The organism is Paraburkholderia bannensis, from assembly GCF_014200455.1.
Lineage (GTDB): Bacteria > Pseudomonadota > Gammaproteobacteria > Burkholderiales > Burkholderiaceae > Paraburkholderia > Paraburkholderia bannensis_A.
The window spans coordinates 104,267-121,577 of record NZ_JACHBW010000011.1 but is presented as its reverse complement, the minus strand read 5'-3'; the positions used below and the strand labels follow the sequence as shown (position 1 = coordinate 121,577).

At 62.5% G+C, this 17,311-nt stretch carries 17 protein-coding genes; 7 read left to right on the top strand and 10 right to left on the bottom strand.

The window, feature by feature from the left end; all coding sequences use genetic code 11:
• The first annotated feature begins 4 nt into the window (after positions 1-4).
• The 3 genes from F4827_RS19395 (at position 5) to F4827_RS19385 (ending at position 1,936) form a co-directional block, all read left to right on the top strand.
• Complete coding sequence (locus F4827_RS19395) at positions 5-292, top strand: MSMEG_0570 family nitrogen starvation response protein (protein WP_183726050.1); 288 nt, start codon at positions 5-7, stop codon at positions 290-292.
• Positions 293-323: 31 nt separating this feature from the next.
• Positions 324-1,628, top strand: coding sequence for an MSMEG_0569 family flavin-dependent oxidoreductase (locus tag F4827_RS19390; RefSeq protein WP_183726327.1), 1,305 nt, complete (start codon positions 324-326; stop codon positions 1,626-1,628).
• A gap of 134 nt (positions 1,629-1,762) precedes the next feature.
• Entirely contained in the window at positions 1,763-1,936 is a 174-nt protein-coding gene (locus F4827_RS19385) for a hypothetical protein (protein WP_183726048.1), read from the top strand.
• A gap of 147 nt (positions 1,937-2,083) precedes the next feature.
• Here F4827_RS19385 and F4827_RS19380 read toward each other — a convergent pair whose 3' ends face one another.
• The 5 genes from F4827_RS19380 to F4827_RS19360 all read right to left on the bottom strand — a co-directional run bounded on the left by F4827_RS19380 (position 2,084) and on the right by F4827_RS19360 (position 9,974).
• Positions 2,084-2,671 carry a TetR/AcrR family transcriptional regulator gene (locus F4827_RS19380; protein ID WP_183726046.1) on the bottom strand — a complete coding sequence of 196 codons (588 nt, stop codon included), beginning with the start codon at positions 2,669-2,671 and terminating at the stop codon, positions 2,084-2,086.
• A gap of 210 nt (positions 2,672-2,881) precedes the next feature.
• Entirely contained in the window at positions 2,882-3,919 is a 1,038-nt protein-coding gene (locus F4827_RS19375; protein ID WP_183726044.1) for a LysR family transcriptional regulator, read from the bottom strand.
• A 135-nt stretch (positions 3,920-4,054) separates the two neighbouring features.
• Entirely contained in the window at positions 4,055-5,554 is a 1,500-nt protein-coding gene (locus tag F4827_RS19370) for an efflux transporter outer membrane subunit (protein ID WP_183726042.1), read from the bottom strand.
• Positions 5,551-8,727, bottom strand: coding sequence for an efflux RND transporter permease subunit (locus F4827_RS19365; RefSeq protein WP_183726040.1), 3,177 nt, complete (start codon positions 8,725-8,727; stop codon positions 5,551-5,553). Before F4827_RS19365 ends, F4827_RS19370 begins: the two co-directional genes overlap by 4 nt.
• Positions 8,724-9,974, bottom strand: a complete 1,251-nt coding sequence (locus tag F4827_RS19360; protein WP_183726038.1) for an efflux RND transporter periplasmic adaptor subunit — start codon at positions 9,972-9,974, stop codon at positions 8,724-8,726. Before F4827_RS19360 ends, F4827_RS19365 begins: the two co-directional genes overlap by 4 nt.
• A 198-nt stretch (positions 9,975-10,172) precedes the next feature.
• Between F4827_RS19360 and F4827_RS19355 the strand changes: the two genes are divergently transcribed.
• Complete coding sequence (locus F4827_RS19355; RefSeq protein WP_311673872.1) at positions 10,173-10,772, top strand: TetR/AcrR family transcriptional regulator; 600 nt, start codon at positions 10,173-10,175, stop codon at positions 10,770-10,772.
• Between the two features lie 10 nt (positions 10,773-10,782).
• Here F4827_RS19355 and F4827_RS19350 read toward each other — a convergent pair whose 3' ends face one another.
• The 3 genes from F4827_RS19350 to F4827_RS19340 form a co-directional block, all read right to left on the bottom strand.
• Positions 10,783-10,995 (bottom strand): hypothetical protein, encoded by a 213-nt coding sequence (locus F4827_RS19350; RefSeq protein ID WP_183726034.1) that lies wholly within the window; start codon positions 10,993-10,995, stop codon positions 10,783-10,785.
• 21 nt (positions 10,996-11,016) lie between these two features.
• A complete protein-coding gene (locus F4827_RS19345; protein WP_409258824.1) occupies positions 11,017-11,637 on the bottom strand; it encodes a DNA-3-methyladenine glycosylase I in 621 nt (206 codons plus the stop codon).
• A 145-nt stretch (positions 11,638-11,782) separates the two neighbouring features.
• On the bottom strand, positions 11,783-12,208 hold the full coding sequence (locus F4827_RS19340) for a DUF3331 domain-containing protein (protein WP_183726030.1): 426 nt from the start codon (positions 12,206-12,208) through the stop codon (positions 11,783-11,785).
• Positions 12,209-12,772: 564 nt separating this feature from the next.
• On the opposite strand from F4827_RS19340, the gene F4827_RS19335 reads away from it, so the two are divergent.
• Positions 12,773-13,057: a hypothetical protein gene (locus F4827_RS19335; RefSeq protein WP_183726028.1), complete on the top strand. Its 285-nt coding sequence runs from the start codon at positions 12,773-12,775 to the stop codon at positions 13,055-13,057.
• Positions 13,058-13,142: 85 nt separating this feature from the next.
• Here F4827_RS19335 and F4827_RS35845 read toward each other — a convergent pair whose 3' ends face one another.
• Both F4827_RS35845 and F4827_RS19325 read right to left on the bottom strand, forming a co-directional pair.
• Entirely contained in the window at positions 13,143-14,333 is a 1,191-nt protein-coding gene (locus tag F4827_RS35845) for an MFS transporter (protein ID WP_311673868.1), read from the bottom strand.
• Positions 14,330-14,806, bottom strand: a complete 477-nt coding sequence (locus F4827_RS19325; protein WP_311673866.1) for a MarR family winged helix-turn-helix transcriptional regulator — start codon at positions 14,804-14,806, stop codon at positions 14,330-14,332. The genes F4827_RS35845 and F4827_RS19325 overlap by 4 nt, the downstream gene beginning before the upstream one ends.
• A gap of 768 nt (positions 14,807-15,574) precedes the next feature.
• On the opposite strand from F4827_RS19325, the gene F4827_RS19320 reads away from it, so the two are divergent.
• Complete coding sequence (locus tag F4827_RS19320) at positions 15,575-16,273, top strand: energy transducer TonB (protein WP_409258823.1); 699 nt, start codon at positions 15,575-15,577, stop codon at positions 16,271-16,273.
• A 79-nt stretch (positions 16,274-16,352) separates the two neighbouring features.
• Positions 16,353-17,294, top strand: coding sequence for a MotA/TolQ/ExbB proton channel family protein (locus F4827_RS19315; RefSeq protein WP_183726020.1), 942 nt, complete (start codon positions 16,353-16,355; stop codon positions 17,292-17,294).
• Positions 17,295-17,311: the final 17 nt, after the last annotated feature.

The window sequence follows — 17,311 nt, the reverse complement described above, 5'->3', positions numbered from 1 at the left end:
CGATATGCCTGTCACGCATTTCGTGGTGCGCTGGCCGGACGGCGAGGAAGAGCGCTGCTATTCCCCCTCGTCGATTGTGCGGGAGTATCTGCGTCCGGGCGACTATCCGCTCGACGTTTTTCTCGATCGTACGCGTGATGCGCTGGCCGCCGCTTCCGAGCGCGTGCGCGAGAAGTTCGGCTATGCATGCTCGTCGGCGCTCGATCAATGGGCGGCTATCGAACGCCGCGCCGAGCCGTTCCGGGCGAACGGTGCACAGCTCGCGCAGGTCACAGTCGTGCGCGTCGATTGATATTCACAAGGAGAATCGCATGTCTGCTGGTATGCATGAGGGGCAGCCTGGGAGTGCGCGCCAGGCGCAATCGCCGCGGCTGCCCGCCGCCGATGAGCATTTCAGCGTCGTCATCGTCGGCGGGGGGCAGGCCGGCCTGTCGATGAGCTATTGCCTCAAACAGCGCGGCATCGACCACGTTGTGCTCGAGAAGCACACCGTCACGCACACCTGGCGCGCGCAGCGCTGGGACGCGTTTTGCCTCGTCACGCCGAACTGGCAATGCGCGCTACCCGACTACCCGTATCGCGGCAACGATCCGCACGGCTTCATGAAGAAGGACGAAATCATCGCGTGGCTGGACGGATTCGTGCGCCATGTCGACGCGCCCGTGCGCGAGGGCGTGGCGGTAACGCGCCTGGCGCGGCGAGACCAGGGCGGCTTCGTGCTGCAGACGAGCCAGGGGATGTTGAGCGCCGATCAGGTGGTGGTCGCTTCGGGCGGCTATCACACGCCCATTGTGCCGCGCATGGCCGAGCGCCTGCCCGCGTCCATCACCCAGATCCAGTCATCCGAATATCGCAATGCCGGGGCTTTGCCGGAGGGCGCGGTGCTGGTGGTAGGCTCGGGGCAGTCGGGTGCGCAGATCGCGGAGGATCTGCATCTGGCTGGCCGCAAGGTGGTGCTCGCGGTGGGGGAAGCGCCGCGTTGCGCGCGCTTTTATCGTGGCCGCGACGTGGTCGACTGGCTCGCGGAGATGAAGTACTACGACATGCCGGTGGAGGATCATCCCTTGCGGGAGGGGGTGCGCGACAATACCAACCACTATGTCACGGGCCGCGACGGCGGCCGCGATATCGATCTGCGCCGGTTTGCGAGCGAGGGGATGGAGCTTTACGGCGCGCTCGACGATTATTCAGGAGGCGCGCTGCGTTTCAAAGCGAATCTGCGCGCCAACCTCGATAGCGCCGACGACACCTATAACCGGATCAACGCGTCAATCGACAAATTCATCGCGCAGAAGGGTATCGAAGCGCCCGCAGGGCAGGCGTATCGGCCGGTGTGGACGCCGCCGCAGGAGCGCACCGCGCTCGATCTCGCCGCCAGCGGCATCGGCAGCATCATCTGGTGCATCGGCTTTCATCCGGATTTCAGCTGGATCGATTTGCCCATCTTCAACGGACGCGGTTATCCGGGTCACAAGCGCGGCGTCACCACGCAGGAAAACCTCTATTTTCTGGGATTGCCGTGGCTGCACACCTGGGGATCGGGCCGTTTCTCGGGTGTCGCGCGCGATGCCGCGTATCTGGCCGATCGTATCGTTGCTGGCGCAACGGTCGATGCGCCGGCGGCGTGATTCGCTTGGCTCACGCAAATCAGCAAAGTCATCACCACCGAAAGCGAAACGATCGAGCCCAGGGGCGAGAACAGGATCACGCGTGAAGTGATGCTCGCCTCGCGCCGGTCGACAATTTCCCGACGGAAATGGTGATGAGCGTGGAGGACCGGGTGGACGCCGCGCTGGCCGGACTGGATCAGGGCGAATTCGCGACGGCGCCGTCGCTGCCTGCCATCGCTGCATGGGCACCGTTTGAAACGGCGCGCGGCGCGCTCGTGCCGCAGCTTGAGCTGACCAAGCCTGGCGCGCGCTACAACGTCAATTGATCGCGCGGTAGACGCAAGCGAGGTAATGAAGCCGGATGCCCCGGGCTGTGAATCGCGCGGGGCATCGGTTTTTCCCGGGACGAACAATCCATTGATGTGTCGATACACACCATGCGGCGCAAGTCGCTCGCCGGAACGCGCGATGGTCTAGGCCGCGGCGCCTGGCGACTTTTTGGCGGGAAAGAGGGCGATCAATTCGGCCGAAACGGAGTTGAGGATCTGGCGGGAAAGCTTGGGATCCGCGACGGCGCGCGACAGACCCAGTGCGCCAACGTAAGCGCTGTAGATCAGCAGCGCCTTGGCGCGCCGGTTGCCTTCCGTGTCTTCGGGCATCTGGCTTTCGAGCAGGGCGAGCCGGTTTTCCAGGCGCTCGGTGTAGACCTCGCGGGCGCCTTCCGTGCTGCGCGCCGTGTCGTTGAGCAGGGCCGAGAGCGGGCAGCCGCCGGTGACGTTGTCCCGGTGCGCTTCCGACAGGTACGTCTGGATGCCCTTCTTCAAATTGGGCTGCGCGGTCAGGGCCGATTGCTCCATCTCCTCGCACGCAGCCGCAATCGCCTCGACCACGAGATCGTCGCGCGAGGCGAAATGCTTGTAGAAGCCGCCGACGGTCATACCGGCCTCTTTCATGATGTCGGCGACGCTGATGCCTTCCAGGCCGAGCTCACGAAATCGGCGCGCCGCCACATCGACGATGCGCTGATGCGATTCAGCTTTTTCTGCTTGGGAAGATCCCATATTGCCCTCCTGGCCAAAGATCGCTGAGGATAACCATGATAATCCACATGTCGGCTCCCCGCAGGTCCGCTATATGGCCCGCGAGTTTTATCGTCAAATCGGGTCAAATGATTATACTGCCTCGAAAACGGCGGGTTGGCGGCGCCCGTGATACGCGTCATGCGTATCATCGCGTGCGTCGATGATGCGCAAGCCGAGGCTGGAAAGCGCTCAATCAAGCAGCAGGCCGGGCGCGCGGATTGCCTCCACCAAAGAGTCATCTACGAGATTCATGTTGGGTGCTTGCCAATGCTCTATTTTCTCGAAGGTGCGATCCGGGCAGGTCCGATTGAGCGAAGTCACGCCGCACATCAGCGGGCAATCAGCGAATGTCGTCACGACCCAATCGACAAACGCGCGCACCTTCGGCGAAAGGTGGCGGCTCTGCGGATAGACAATCGAGATGGGCAATGGCAGTGGCTTCCATTCCGGCAGGACTTCGATCAATTGTCCGGCCTTCAGTTGCGGCAGGATCATGAAGCGCGGCGCCTGCATCAGTCCCAGGCCTTTGAGGCCGCACATGACGTAGGACTCCGCTTCGTTCACTGAAATCGTGCCTTTGACCGCAACCTGCATTTCGCGGCCGCCAACCATGAAAGTCCAGTTCAGAATCCGGCCAGAGCGGGTAGAAAAATAGTTGATCCCGCGGTGCGTCTTGAGGTCGTCGAGCGTACGCGGGACACCCTGTTTTTCGAGGTAGGAAGGCGACGCAACGGTCATGCAATCGAACACGCCAATGCGCCTGGAGACGAGCGCGGAATGGTTCAGATCGCCCACGTGCACGGCGCAGTCGGCTTCTTTTTCCAGAACATCCGTATGCCGGTCCGTCAAACCCAGTTGAAGATCGATCTCTGGAAATTGCCCATGAAAGTCGCGTAGCCGGGGCAGGATGATCTGGCGGGCGACTGCGCCCTGCATGCCGATACGCAGTTTGCCGCGTGGCCGCTTTTCCACCTTTTGAAACGCGGCTTCGGTGTCTTCCACTTCGGCGAGGATTCTGAGGCAGTGCTCGTAGTAGGCCGCGCCGTCCGTCGTCAGCGAGAGGCTGCGCGTCGTGCGATTCAGGAGCCGCGTACCCAGATGATCTTCCAGACTCTGGATCATCGTGGTGACTGTTGGCCGATTCATCCCGAGCGAAGTCGCCGCGCGCGCAAAGCTGCTGAAATCGACGATACGGGTGAATACCTGCATGGCTTGAATACGGTCCACGTTGCCCCCTCCATCAATCGGATGCTCAAACGGCGTAATGCTCGCGTTGCCGGCCGTTCATAGCCAACGCTTTGCTTGGTCCGTTCGTGACTGGCGTATCGAAACCGATGCGCCAGTCGCGATGCCGATATCGCGTCAGCCCTTTGGCGCCGTGGATTGCGCGGCCTGTTGCACGGCCGGCTGCGGCGCATCCCACCCGCCGCCAAGCGCCCGGAACGTCCGTACGGCGGCTCTGGCGGCATCCGCTTTGGTTGCGTCCAGCTCATCGCGTGCAACCAGAAGCTGCCGGTCCGCGTCCAGCACATCGGTGAGCGTGATGGAACCCGCTCGATACGCTTTCTCCGAAAGATCGCGTGCCCTGGTCAAGGCCGTGACTTCCTGCTGGATCTCCTGAGCGCGAATTTCCGATTGCGAGAGCGCCATGAAAGCATTCTCGACGTCTTCGGTCGCCTTGAGCGCGGCTTCCTTGTATTGCGCCAGCGCTTCGGCATTGGCGCCGCGCGCCTGCTTCACTTCGGCGTCCACTTTGCCGAAATCGAACAGCCGCCACTGGAGTGCGCCTGTCCCCACCGGCTCGAAGGACTTCGCGCTGAACAGGTGATTGGTCGAAATGCTGTCGAAGCCCAGTGCGCCGGAAAGCGAGATCTTCGGGTAGTAATCGGCGATGGCTACGCCGATATTTTCGTTGGTGGCGGCCAGGTGACGCTCCGCCGCGATGATGTCCGGGCGGCGGCGCAGCACGTCGACGGCTTGATCGCCGGTGCCGATGGCGGGCACTTCGGGGATGATGGCGGCGTGGGTGTTGAGTTCCGCCGCATACGTCCCGGGTTGCGCGCCCATCAGCACGTCCAGGCGGTTCAATTGCGCTTCGAGCGCAATACGCAGCGCGGGCAGGCTGGCGCGCGCCTGGCGAAGCAGCGCCTCGGCCTGGGCCACTTCGCGTTCATCGGCCGCGCCCGCCTGCTTGCGGGCCTGCACGAGGGTGAGCAGATGCGCATCGGTGTCGATCTGGTCCTGCGTGACCGCCACTTGTGCCTGCAAGCCTCGCACCTGCAGATAGGCGTCCGCCGCGTCGGCGGCTACCGTGATGCGCGTGCCGAGCTGGCCAGCCTCTGCCGCCTGCTCTTCGTCGAGCGCGGCAGTGTGGGCGCGTCGCAGTCCGCCTGCCAGATCGATTTCCCAACTGGCCGTTGCGCCCACAACGTATTGTTTCTGGTCGCGGCTGTAGTTGGGAAACGCGCTCGCGAGCGTGCCAAGCGGGCTGGTCGTGCTCTGATGCTCCACCGTGGCGGAGCCGCCCGCATCGACGGTCGGCAGCAGTTGTGCGCCTGCCGCCTGCGCCGCCGCACGCGCCTGGCTCACCCGCGCAATCGCAGCCTGAAGGCCGAGGTTCTGGTCGAGCGCGCGCTGCACGACCTTTTCCAGCATCGGATCGTTGAAGCCCGTCCACCAGTTGTCGAGCTTGGGCGCGGGAAGCGTCGTCTGCCGGTTGGCCACCGCTTCGGTGTTATGAAACGGCGCCATGTCGGTTGTGGGCGCAACGTAGTTCGGGCCGACGGCGCATCCCACCAGACCGGCGCTGACGATCAGGCTGCCGATTAGCGTTTTTGCGGTTTTTGCCATGAAGTGATTCATCGTGCTTCTCCACTACCGAGCTTGCGGTGCAGCGCAGGTGCCCGCTTGACGCCGAGCTTGCGAACAAAGGCATAAAACGCCGGGGTGAACGCGAGGCCGAAGATCGTCACGCCGAGCATCCCGAAGAACACCGTGGTGCCCAGCGACTGACGCATTTCCGAACCGGCTCCGCTCGCAATCGCAAGCGGCGCGACCCCGGCGATAAACGCCAGCGAGGTCATCAGGATCGGACGCAGGCGCACCTGGGCGGCATGCGTGGCCGCGTCTTCCGCGCCCACGCCGTCCTCGTCCTGGCGTTGCCTGGCGAATTCCACGATCAGGATCGCGTTTTTCGCCGCCAGTCCCACCAGCACCACGAAGCCGATCTGCGCCAGGATGTCGATCGGCATGCCGCGCATATTCAGCCCGATGGCCGCCGCAAACAGACACATCGGCACGATCAGCACGATCGCCAGCGGCGTTTTCCAGCTTTCATACTGGGCCGCGAGCACGAGGAACACGAACAGCGCCGATGCCGCGAAGATCACGAGCGGCGACATTTTTTGCTCTTCCTGCTGGTGCGCGAGGTCGGTCCATTCGAACGAAACGCCGTTCGGGAGGACTTCGTTGGCCAGTTGTTCCATGCGCTTCATTGCATCGCCCGACGACTCGCCCGGTGCCGCCGCGCCCATGATTTCAGCCGCGGGATAGAGGTTGTAACGCGGCACACGGTAGGGCGCGGTGTTGTCCCTGAATGTCGCCACCGTGCCGATGGGCACCATTTCGCCCGAAGCATTGCGCACCTTCAAGCGGCCCAGATCATCGGGAGTCCTGCGGAATGCTTCATCGCCCTGAACACGGACCTGATAGGTGCGGCCCAGATAGTTGAAGTCATTCACATACTGCGAACCGAGGTACAGCTCCATGGTCGAGAACACATCGGCGGGCGTGAGGCCAACCTTTTCGGCCTTCAGGCGATCGACATCGGCATAGACGGACGGTGCGCCGGCGTTATAGAGCGTGAATACACCGCCAAAAGCCTTGTCCTTGTTCGCCGCCGCCACCAACGCATTGGCTGCGGCTGCGAGCGCCTGCGGGCCAACGCCTGCACGGTCCTCCAGCATCATCTTGAAGCCGCCCGCCGCGCCCAGCCCCTGAACCGGCGGCGGATTCACGACGATCACGACGGCGTCCTTGACGCCTGCCAGGCGTTGACGCAGCGTCACCAGCATGGTTGCGGCATTCACACCGGGGATGTGCTCGCCGTACAGCGAGGGCAGGCCGGTAAAGATCGTGCCGACATTCGGTGCAATCGTGCCGGTCGTCACGTCGAAGCCCGTCACCGGCGACGTATGGTCGATGCCGCGGGTCTTGAGCGCGATGTCGTTCACTTCGCGCACGACCTTGTCCGTGCGTTCGAGGCTGGAACCCGGCGGCAGCAGCACGATGATGGCCTGATAGCCGATGTCCTGCTCGGGAATGAAGCCGGTGGGCATTCTGCCCATCTGGATGCCGGTTGCGACGATCAGCCCGGCATAGACGATAAGCATGACCGTGGTGGCGCGAACGAAGCGTCCGGTGATCTTGCCGTAGCGTCCAGAGAGCCATTCGAACGAGGCATTGAAGCGGCCAAACACAGCATGATGCACACGGCCGGGCAGCGTCGAACCGCCGTGGGTCTTTTCCATGTCATGCGGCTTGAGCAGCACCGCGCACAACGCCGGGCTCAGGGTGAGCGAGACGAAGCAAGAGATGACCGTGGAAGCCGCAATGGTGATGGCAAACTGTTTGAAAAACAGGCCCGAAATGCCGGACATCAACGCTGCGGGGCCAAACACCGCGCAAAGCGTGAGTGCAATCGCGATCAGCGCGGTCGACACCTCGTTCATGGTTTGATGCGCGGCTTCGCGCGGCGTCATGCCGAGCGCCATGTTGCGCTCGACGTTTTCGACCACGACGATGGCGTCGTCCACCACGATGCCCACCGCAAGCACGATCCCGAACAGCGACAGATTATTGATCGATGCGCCGAAGAGCGAAAGGATCGTGAACGTTCCCAGCAGCGAAACCGGAATCGCCACCACCGGAATAATCGTTGCGCGCCAGTTTTGCAGGAACAGATACACCACGCCCACCACCAGCAGAATCGCAATCGCAATGGTCTTGATCACTTCTTCGATCGACTGGCCGACAAACGTGGTGGGGTCGTAGATCTTCATGTAATCGACGCCCGGAGGAAACTGCTTTTTCAGCTCCGCCATCTTGTCCCACACGGCGTGTTCGACCTGCACCACGTTTGCATCGGGCGTGGCGACCACGAACCAGGGCGCGGCTGCTGCGCGGTCGGCATAAGCCTTCGAACCATAATCGACCGAGCCAAGTTCGACGCGGCCGATGTCGCGAATACGCGTGACGCGGCCATCGGCGTCGGATTTCACCACTACGTCGCCGAACTGCTCGGGCGTGCTCAGGCGGCCCAGCGCCTCGACATTGATCTGATAGGCGCCGTTGCTCGTGATCGGCGGCTGATTGAGCACGCCCGCCGAAACCGGCGCATTTTGCGCCCGCAGTGCGCCCAGAACGTCGCTCGCGCTGATGTTATAAGCTGCGGCTTTGTCCGGATCGATCCAGATGCGCATCGCGTACTGACGCTCGCCGAACAGCTGGAAGTCCGACACGCCCGGCAAACGCGCGATCTGGTCGCGTACCTTCAGCATGTAATTGGACAGATATTCGGGGCTGCGCGAGCCGTCCGGCGAATAGACGTGCACGCCCAGCAGCAGCGCATCGATGGTCTTCTTCACCTGTACGCCTTGAAGCTGCACGTCCGGCGGCAGGCGCGAGAGCGTATCTTCAACGCGATTGCGCGTGAGCATCAGCGCAACGTTTGGATCGGTGCCCACCTTGAAGATGACCGTGATCTTCAACTGGCCGTTGCCGGTGGACTGGCTCGAAATATAGTCCATGTTTTCGACGCCGTTGACGGCCTGCTCCAGCGGCGTGGCCACCGTACGAGCGATGGTGTCCGCCGAAGCGCCGGGATACGACGTGGTGATCTGCACGGTCGTCGGCACTATGTTGGGATATTGCGCGACGGGCAGAGAAAACATCGTCACCAGACCGATCAGGACAGCGAAGATATTGAGCACCGCGGCAAAGCGCGGATGTTCAATAAAAAAATGCGTGAGTTTCATGATTTGGCTCCGCCATCGTCTTGCGACGACGTGAACTCGATGGTTCCGGCATGCGCAGACACCTTCGAACCCGGCCTGACTTTGGGCAGACCGTCGATGATCACCTTGTCGGTGGGCGCAAGACCCGCGCGTATCACGCGCAGGCCGCCGCGCAGATCGCCAATCTCGACCTTCCTCGGCGTGGCCACGTCGTCGGGGCCAACCACGAAGACCATATGATCGGTCTGATCGGCCAGCACGGCTGCATCGGGCACGAGCAGCGCGGGCTGCGGTGCGGACGTCGCCAGACGCACGCGCGCGAAGCCGCCGGGCGTCAGTGAGAGATCGGCGTTGGGAATGGTCGCGCGGGCGTGGATCGTGCCGCTCGAACGGTCGAGCGCGTTGTCGATGAAATTGAGCGTGCCCTCGCGCGTGAAGCCGGTCGCGCCGGTGGGCGAGATGTTGACCTTGTCGGCCAACGGGCCTTGTTGATTGGCGCGCGATTGCTGGAAAGCCGCGTAGTCGTTTTCGCTCATGTCGAAGTCCAGATAGACCGGATCGAGCGAGACGATGGTGGCGAGCAGCGTGGTGGGGCTGCTGCCCGCGCGGCTGCCGGAAACCAGATTGCCGGTCGAAACCAGGTGCGTGCCCATGCGGCCCGTGAACGGAGCCTTGATCGCGCAGCGGTCCAGATCGAATTTCGCGTCGCGCACGAGCGCATTGGCGTTATCGACTGCTGCTTGCGCCGCGTGTTGTTCGGCGACGCGCTGATCGACATTTTCCACCGTGCCGGCTTGCGCTTGTTGCAGTTGCTGGGCGCGCGCCAATTCCCGCGTGGCCAGCGCGAGGCGCGCATTGGCCGATTCGAGTTGCGCGGTCGCTTCGCTGAGCTTGATCTGATAGGGCTCGGGGTCGATTTCGAAAAGCAGGTCGCCCTTATGGACGATATCGCCGTCCTTGAAATGAATCTGCGTCAGCGTGCCGCCCACCTGGGCGCGAATCTCAACGCGATTGACCGCCGAGAATTGTCCGAGGAAACCAAGGCGCGTTTCGATGTCGTGCTGCAGCGGTGCGCTGATCGCAACCGGCGGCGCGGGCGGCGCGGCCGCCGCTTCAGTGTGTGAGCTGCGCAGATGCCACGCCGCAGCAGCTACGGCAACGATGACCGCCAGGGCGACGGGCTTGCCAATCCAACGCGGGGAGCCGGAGTTTGCCGGAGTCGTGGGTACGACGACCCTTTCCTCGGCTTGATCAACGGGCTGATTCATAGTGATCCTAAGTAGGTGAACGTGTTGGGCGCCGGGTGAGTGCTTACGCAGGTGATCGCGTACTGCCCGAGCCCAACTCCGCGTTAGATGACTGACCTTGACTATCTGCAATCAAGATAATGTGTATAATCCAGAATGTCAAGGCTACGAACCAGCGCTGCCAGTGCGGCGAGGAGTAAGACCATGAAAAAGTCGAAAGTGGAGACGGCGCAAACGCGCAGGCGCATCGTCCAGGCTGCGGCGCAGGCATTCAGGAGCAACGGAATTCACGCCACTGGCGTGGCGGAAATCATGTCGGCGGCGGGCTTGACGCACGGCGCGTTCTACCGCCATTTCGTGTCCAAGGAACATCTCGTTGCGGAGGCGTGCGCGGCGGGCATGGAGTCCACGCGCGACGCCATCGACGCCTCGGTCAGAAATGGGGAGCAGGCATTTCTCGATCATTTCGAAGCCCAACTTCTGGATCAGAGCGCGCAACCCTGTCTGGGCGAATGCCCCTTGATCGCCATGGGCAGCGAGTTGGCCCGTGCGGATAAGGAGACCCGGCACGCAGCGACGCGCGGATATCGCGAACTGATCAAGACCATGGCGGCCCACGGCGCATCGGACGAAGGGGCGGCTATGTTCGTGTTCTCCGCGATTCTGGGGGCTGCCACGGTATCCCGGATCGTCGATGACCCGGATCTGGCCGCGCGCATTCTTGCCGAGGCGAAGCAGCGCATCGCTGTGTTCTGGTCAGGCGCTTGCGAACGGGATACGACAGTCGGGCAAGGTATGCCAGAACGTGAAAATCGATAAGAATAACGAACTAATAGTGCCAGGAAATTCGCGTCGAAACGACGGCTGGATTACGTGTCCCGGCCAGCGCCAGCAGCGCACCCGGCACGGCCGGGTTGTGGCCGGTGATGCGGTTGAATGCGACCGGGAGGTAGCAGAAGACCGCGAAGGTGCCGAGCTGCGCCAGCACCGTGGCAAGCAGCGTCAGGCCAACGCGCCAATCCGCACGGCGACATCGGCGCATCGCGCTGCGTGGAGCGCGAACTCACGCCGTCCACACTCCCGAACTGCCGCGTCGATGACTATCGATCAGGTGCGTATCCACGATGCCGACCGCTTCCATGAGCGCAAACATCGTCGTGGGGCCGACGAATTTGAAGCCGCGCTTGCGCAACGCCTTGCTCAGCGCAATGGATTCTTCGGACGACGTGGGGATCTCGGCGATCGTGCGCGGTGCGGGTGTGATGGCGGGCTTGAATGACCAGACGAATTCCACCAGGCCGCCATCCTCGCGCAGCGCAATGGCTGCGCGGGCGTTGTTGATCGTAGCGTCGATTTTCGCCCGGTTCCGGATGATGCCGGCATCCGCGAGCAGGCGCTCGACGTCGTGTGCGCCAAACTTCGCGACGATATCCGGTTCGAAATTGCGGAAGGCCTGGCGCAACGCATCGCGCTTTTGCAACACAATCAGCCACGACAGGCCGGACTGAAACGCTTCGAGGCTGATGCGCTCGAACAGTCCGCGTTCGTCGCGCACCGGCATGCCCCATTCGGAATCGTAGTACTCGCGCAGCAAGGTATTGCCGACTGCCCACGGCGGGCGCTTCAAACCATCATCGCAAAGGACTGCATTGCCCGTTGCGTTGCCGGTCGTGATCGCTTCGATGGCGGCTTCGCTCAGTGCCTTCTCTTTCAAGTCTTGCCTCGCGAGCGGGGAATGCTGTTGATGTTTGGGTCGGCGCGGCGGCATGGTTTGCCGCCGATACGCCGCATCGGGGCATCGTACCATCGGAGCGCAACGGCAGAACTGCTCAGTCGAGCCGATATTCCACTGCAGACGCAAGAATCAGCTGGCCGTCGTTGAAGGGCACCATATAGCGGCCACTGGTCGGCCGATAGACGACATCGCCGGGCTGTATTTCGAGGCCCGTTGCCGCACATAGCGTGCGCGTGCGCGCATGGCACATACGCCAGATCTGCTCGCCATAGCAGCCCGAGCGCGAATCGCTCCAGCGAACTGCAATCGTACGCGTCGTGAGCTGGCCGATCACGACGGCGGGGAAGCCTGGTTTGTTGCCGGTGGCTTCGGCGCTTTCAATGCGTCCTGACACGCGCCGGCCCTTCGTGCGTCCCCGGTGGGCGGTACGCACGAAGGGCTTGACGACGGGCGGCTTCGGTGGAAGCAGCAGGTCCAGCAGGGCATGTTCGAATAGCTGTTGCTCAGTCGTCTGGTGCATGGCTGTTCTCTTTCCAAAGCGCCGAAGAAGGCCGCGAGCGCTCGACGGGACGGTGCTTCGGCGCTTTGTTCGTGGGTCTGGCCTGTCGGCGAGGCGGTGATACACGCCGCGACGTTCGGGGTGTCGAAGGCCGTTCGATATGATAAGCATTCCACGCTGGCCGATAAACACGGTGATCCTGAATTCACTATTCAGATGCGCTCGACAATGACGATGGTGTGAATCGTTGTGCCCGCCACCGTTGCGCAGCGTCGTGCGTGGCCATGCCTGCCGATGTGCGCTTCGGAAGGCCCGGTGTGGATCGATCATCGCGTGGGCGAGCCATTCCTCCGGCCATCCTGTAGTGTGACTAAATAATATGGATAACTATGTAATAAAGGCTGGCGAGGGAGCATTCCGGCGCCGCTCCCGGGCAGTCCAGCACGCCTGCGGCCCGCGATTGCGAGGCGTATCTGGCACTATTTTCGCGTGGAGGCGCACGGGGAGCGGCCCATCCAAACTTGCGGTTTTGCGAAATACTGTATAAATTAACAGTATGTGTATACGTCCAGTATGGAGGGTTACATGAAATCGCTCATCCGCATTGTGAATGAAGAGGATCGTCAGACCGTGGAGTGGTTGGTCGCGAATGTGGGCGCTGCGCGCGTGGAGGCCGCAGTCGCGCGCCTGGCCAGTGGCGGGCGGCGGCCGTTCGTTTCCGCGCTGTGCCGCTATCTCGGCGCATGGCCGCCGGCACAGCGCCGAGGGATTGCGGGCGAGTCGGCGCATACGGCGGTCGGCGATCTGCATCTCGCGCGTATCCGCCAGTTCCTCGCGCAGAGCAACGCCGCGAAGCTGCGAGCAGGCTGACGGGGTGGAGAAAGTGCGTCGCGTGCCTTCTTCAGATTAATTTGCAGTGCATAGTGAGCGGGTCAACGCCCAGGCAATGGGACGCTTAGTTCGCCGGCGCGGCTGCGCTGCGCTGACGCCGGCCTTCGCAGATGCCCAGCGTGAAGAGCGCTAGCGACGCACTCGCAATGGCGAGCGGCCACATCAGCACGTCGTTGCCAAACGCTTTCATCGCGGCGCTTGCAACTAGCGGTCCGACTATCGAACTGGCGGTAAATGTCAGGGAGATCAGCCGCATGTTGCGAATGAGTGCGGTTTTGTCGCTGCATGCGGCGGCGTACATCCCCAACGTGATAAACGCGCTATTCATGCTGCCGGCGGCGAAGCCGCACGCCGGCAGCATCCATGTCGCCGTTTGAGCGAGCGCGAAGGCGGCCAGCGCCAACGTGCTGAGTATCGCGCAGACGACCACGGTGAAAGCCAGGCCAACGCGGTCGGCCATCCAGCCAACCGGGTATTGCAACGCCATGCCACCCAGTCCCAGCCAGGACAGGAGGACGACGGCCTGTGTCGCATTCATCGAGCGTGCAGCGGCGTAGAGCGGGAACAGGCCATAGAGCGCGCCGTCGCTCAAGCCGCCCACCGCAACCACGATCATGCCGGAATAGACAAGTGCGTCGAGCGGAGCGCCACGCGCTTTTTTCTGACCGTCTGCCTCGGTTGCAGCCGGTCGGACTGAATGCGTCGATGCAGTGAGCCAGAGCGGGATGGCCGCTGCGCACGTGAACGACACACCGGCCGTTATCGTCATGTTCCCACCCGGTCCGCACCATGCCGCCAGCGCAGGGGCGATGACTCCGGCGCTGGCAATCAGGGTTTCGTGCACGCCCACCACGCGCCCGCTGAGTCCTTCGGGGACGAGACTATATAGCCACGATTCGTTGGCAATCCAGCGCAATCCAATTCCCAATCCGCTCAGAACGCCCGGCACGATCCAGAGCGGCCACCACAGCCAGTTGGCCGCCAGGAACGCTGCGACGCTGGCGGCGAGGCCAAGCGTCACGGTGCGCTTCGCGCCGGATCGCGCAACCAGAGCCGGAGCCAACACCAGGCCCGCGAGCATGCCCGCCCATTGTGAAGCCGCGAAGATGCCGGCGCGCTGCGCATCCAGTCCTTGATGCGCAAGCCAGACCGGCAGCACGATAAAGCCGATGCCAAACTGGCCGATCTGCGCGAAAGTCGACACACCAGTGAGCGCGGCGATGGCCGGCCAGCGCACCGGCGTTGCCGGTTTCACGGTTCGCCCCGGGATGGCATGGGCAACCCTTCCCCGCGGCATTCAATGGGGCAACCGGCCTTCAGGCACGGCCCCTCGTCGCAAAAGCGGCATAGCTGCATGGCATGTGATGGATCGCGCGTCTCGTGCCAGAGCATCTTGATCAGCATGCCTTCGAGCGCCGCGCGATCTTTCGGCTCAAGGTGGCCCACGATGCGCGCCAGCATGGCTTCCCGCGCACGCTGCAGGCGCTTGACCTCACGCCGGCCGGCAGCGCTTAGCGCGATTGACACGGAGCGTTTGTCGGCGCCCGCGAGTTTCTCGACCAGACCTGCTTCGACCAGACCCGCCACCGCGCGCACGGCCGCGGGATGCGAAAGCGCGACGGACTCGCGCAGCAACTCGATAGACGCGCCCGGATACTGGCCAATGGCATTCAGCATGGCCCGCGCCGTGGCGCCGGCAAGAGCGGGGAGGGTATTGAGCGCGTACAACTCATCCGTTACGAGAACGGCGAGCGCGCCAAGGAGGTTTTCCGTACGCTGCGTCATGTGGCACCTGAATATATGCATTGCACACATATGCAGTGTGCACATATTGTGGGCGAATGGCAAGCGACGGCTATTTATCGGAATGCGAAGTAATTTTATAGGTCGATCTGGCGGATTGCCCCGACTTTGTCTGTCTTTGTCCGTTTATTGGTATTTACCCTTATAGAAGGGGTTTAAATGGCGTTTAATGTGATTCGCATGCACCAATATGTGGCGCTTTATGTGACATGCACCAATTTGTTTAATGAAGCGGAAGTGAATTGATTTTGAAATTTAATTGCTTTCTATTTGTAAGATTAAAGCGATGCTGCATCTAAAATAAAATCTGGTCAATGGCCGAAACCCTTTTCTGACGGGATTTCTCGCGTTTTAGAGGGGTTTTATAAACGTCGTATTCCCGCATCAAAAAAAGTTTGCTAGCAAGTTTTTTACTTGCTATCTTGCACTCCACCAAACGGAATGTGCGTTTCGCCACACAATTGTCACTGTGCTATGCCGTGACACGAGAGTGAGGTGGCCGGGGCGCCAATCCTGCAAACAGTCCGCTGCTATTGCGCGGATTGTCGTTGTAGTGATCCTGTCTGACGTACGACATTAGATTCGTTCTGCAAATGAAGTGAATTGCCCGGTGTGATGGGCTGCGTCCGCTCGTCGGTACGGTCCGGCGCCGCAGAGAATGGGGGCATTGCGCCCAAGGGAGCGATGGTGGTGATGAAAGGGGAAGTGAGTTTGCAACAGGCGGGCGTCGTGCGGCCCGCCCGGCCGCGCGAGTTTGGCCGCAAGCAGCAGAATCCGGTGCGCCGCTTCGGCGGTATTGCGATCGTCCTGCTGCTCCATATCGTATTGATCTATGCGTTGATCAATGGCCTGGCGACCAAGGTTGTGCAGGTGATCCAGCATCCCATCGAAACGAAGATCATCAAACCGGTGACGCCTCCGCCTCCGCCGCCGTTGCCCACCGTGCAGCTGCCGCCGCCGAAGTTCGCGCCGCCGCCGCCGCCGTTCGTGCCGCCGCCCGAGGTGCCGGTGCAGGCGCCGCCACAGGCCACCATTACGCATGCGGCGACGCCCACGCCCAGCGCGCCCGTAACTGCGCCGCCCGCGCCGCCCGCACCCGCTGCGCCGGCCAAACCGGTCAGTCATGAAGTGGGCGTGGTGTGCCCGAACTCGGATCAGATCCGCTCGAGCATCAAATATCCGCAGCAGGCGCAGGAAAACAATGTGACGGGCGATGTGCTCGTCGAGTTCGTCGTCGATCCGCAAGGCCACGTCACGAACGAACGCATTGCGAAGTCCTCCGACGACGAAAGTCTCGATCGGGCGGCCTTCAACGCAGTCAAGCAGTTCAACTGCATTTCGCAGGGGCAGCCGGTCCGCGTGCAGGTGCCGTTCTCCTTCAACCTCAACTGAGGCAAGGCACGTACCGCAGCATTCGGGTGGCGATTTATCAGTCACGATTCGTAAGTTGTACAAATGAACTGGAGCAGGCATGAAGAAGCGTTCTTTCGCCGCACTGGCGGCCAGCATGGTGATCGCCGTAGCCGCGGTTGACACCGTTGTACTACCCACGCTTGCCCATGCACAGGCAAGCGACACACGCGCCGCAAGCGCCGCCACCGCGACCCCCGCGGCCACGGATGCGGCCAGCAACGCGGCCACCACTTCAGCGGCGCCCGCGCCTGCACCGGCAGCCACGGCGGCCGATCAACCGCCGCCCGCGCCCGCCACGTCCGAGAGCAACCCCTATGGCCTCGGCGCGCTGTGGAAAAACGGCGACTTCGTCGCGCGTTTCGTGCTGTTGCTGCTCGTGATCATGTCGATGGGCAGCTGGTACATCATGGTCACCAAGTTCCTCGAACAGGCCCGTGCGAACCGCCGCGCCAAATCGGCGGACGAGCAGATCTGGAACGCGCCCACGCTTGCCGATGGCGCGAAGCAGCTTGAAGAAACCTCGCCGTTCCGCTTTATCGCCGAATCGGCTATCGAAGCGGGCGAGCATCACGACGAGGCATTGCTCGAAGCGGTCGATCGCAATACGTGGATCGACGTGTCGGTCGAGCGCTCGATCACGAGCGTCTCCAACCGCCTCCAGGATGGCTTGGCGTTCCTCGGTACGGTGGGTTCCACCGCGCCGTTCGTCGGCCTGTTCGGCACGGTCTGGGGCATCTATCACGCGCTGACGGCCATCGGCATCGCCGGCCAGGCTTCGATCGACAAGGTGGCGGGCCCGGTGGGCGAGGCGCTCATCATGACGGCGATCGGCCTCGCGGTCGCTGTGCCGGCAGTGCTTGGCTACAACTTCCTCGTGCGCCGTAACAAGGCCGTGATGGAGCGTGTGCGGGCCTTTGGCGCCCAGTTGCATGCGGTGCTGCTCGCAGGCGGCAAGCGCAACGCCCGTCCCGTGTCGCGCAATGTCGCGATGGCCGAATAATCCAGCGAGCGAGGTAC

What these genes read in the sequence shown, in the direction of transcription:
- F4827_RS19395 (WP_183726050.1), top strand. Translation starts at nt 5, where the DNA reads ATGCCTGTCACGCATTTCGTGGTGCGCTGGCCGGACGGCGAGGAAGAG.
- F4827_RS19390 (WP_183726327.1), top strand. Translation starts at nt 324, where the DNA reads ATGCATGAGGGGCAGCCTGGGAGTGCGCGCCAGGCGCAATCGCCGCGG.
- F4827_RS19385 (WP_183726048.1), top strand. Translation starts at nt 1,763, where the DNA reads ATGAGCGTGGAGGACCGGGTGGACGCCGCGCTGGCCGGACTGGATCAG.
- F4827_RS19380 (WP_183726046.1), bottom strand. Translation starts at nt 2,671, where the DNA reads ATGGGATCTTCCCAAGCAGAAAAAGCTGAATCGCATCAGCGCATCGTC.
- F4827_RS19370 (WP_183726042.1), bottom strand. Translation starts at nt 5,554, where the DNA reads ATGAATCACTTCATGGCAAAAACCGCAAAAACGCTAATCGGCAGCCTG.
- F4827_RS19365 (WP_183726040.1), bottom strand. Translation starts at nt 8,727, where the DNA reads ATGAAACTCACGCATTTTTTTATTGAACATCCGCGCTTTGCCGCGGTG.
- F4827_RS19360 (WP_183726038.1), bottom strand. Translation starts at nt 9,974, where the DNA reads ATGAATCAGCCCGTTGATCAAGCCGAGGAAAGGGTCGTCGTACCCACG.
- F4827_RS19350 (WP_183726034.1), bottom strand. Translation starts at nt 10,995, where the DNA reads ATGCGCCGATGTCGCCGTGCGGATTGGCGCGTTGGCCTGACGCTGCTT.
- F4827_RS19340 (WP_183726030.1), bottom strand. Translation starts at nt 12,208, where the DNA reads ATGCACCAGACGACTGAGCAACAGCTATTCGAACATGCCCTGCTGGAC.
- F4827_RS19335 (WP_183726028.1), top strand. Translation starts at nt 12,773, where the DNA reads ATGAAATCGCTCATCCGCATTGTGAATGAAGAGGATCGTCAGACCGTG.
- F4827_RS19320 (WP_409258823.1), top strand. Translation starts at nt 15,575, where the DNA reads ATGAAAGGGGAAGTGAGTTTGCAACAGGCGGGCGTCGTGCGGCCCGCC.
- F4827_RS19315 (WP_183726020.1), top strand. Translation starts at nt 16,353, where the DNA reads ATGAAGAAGCGTTCTTTCGCCGCACTGGCGGCCAGCATGGTGATCGCC.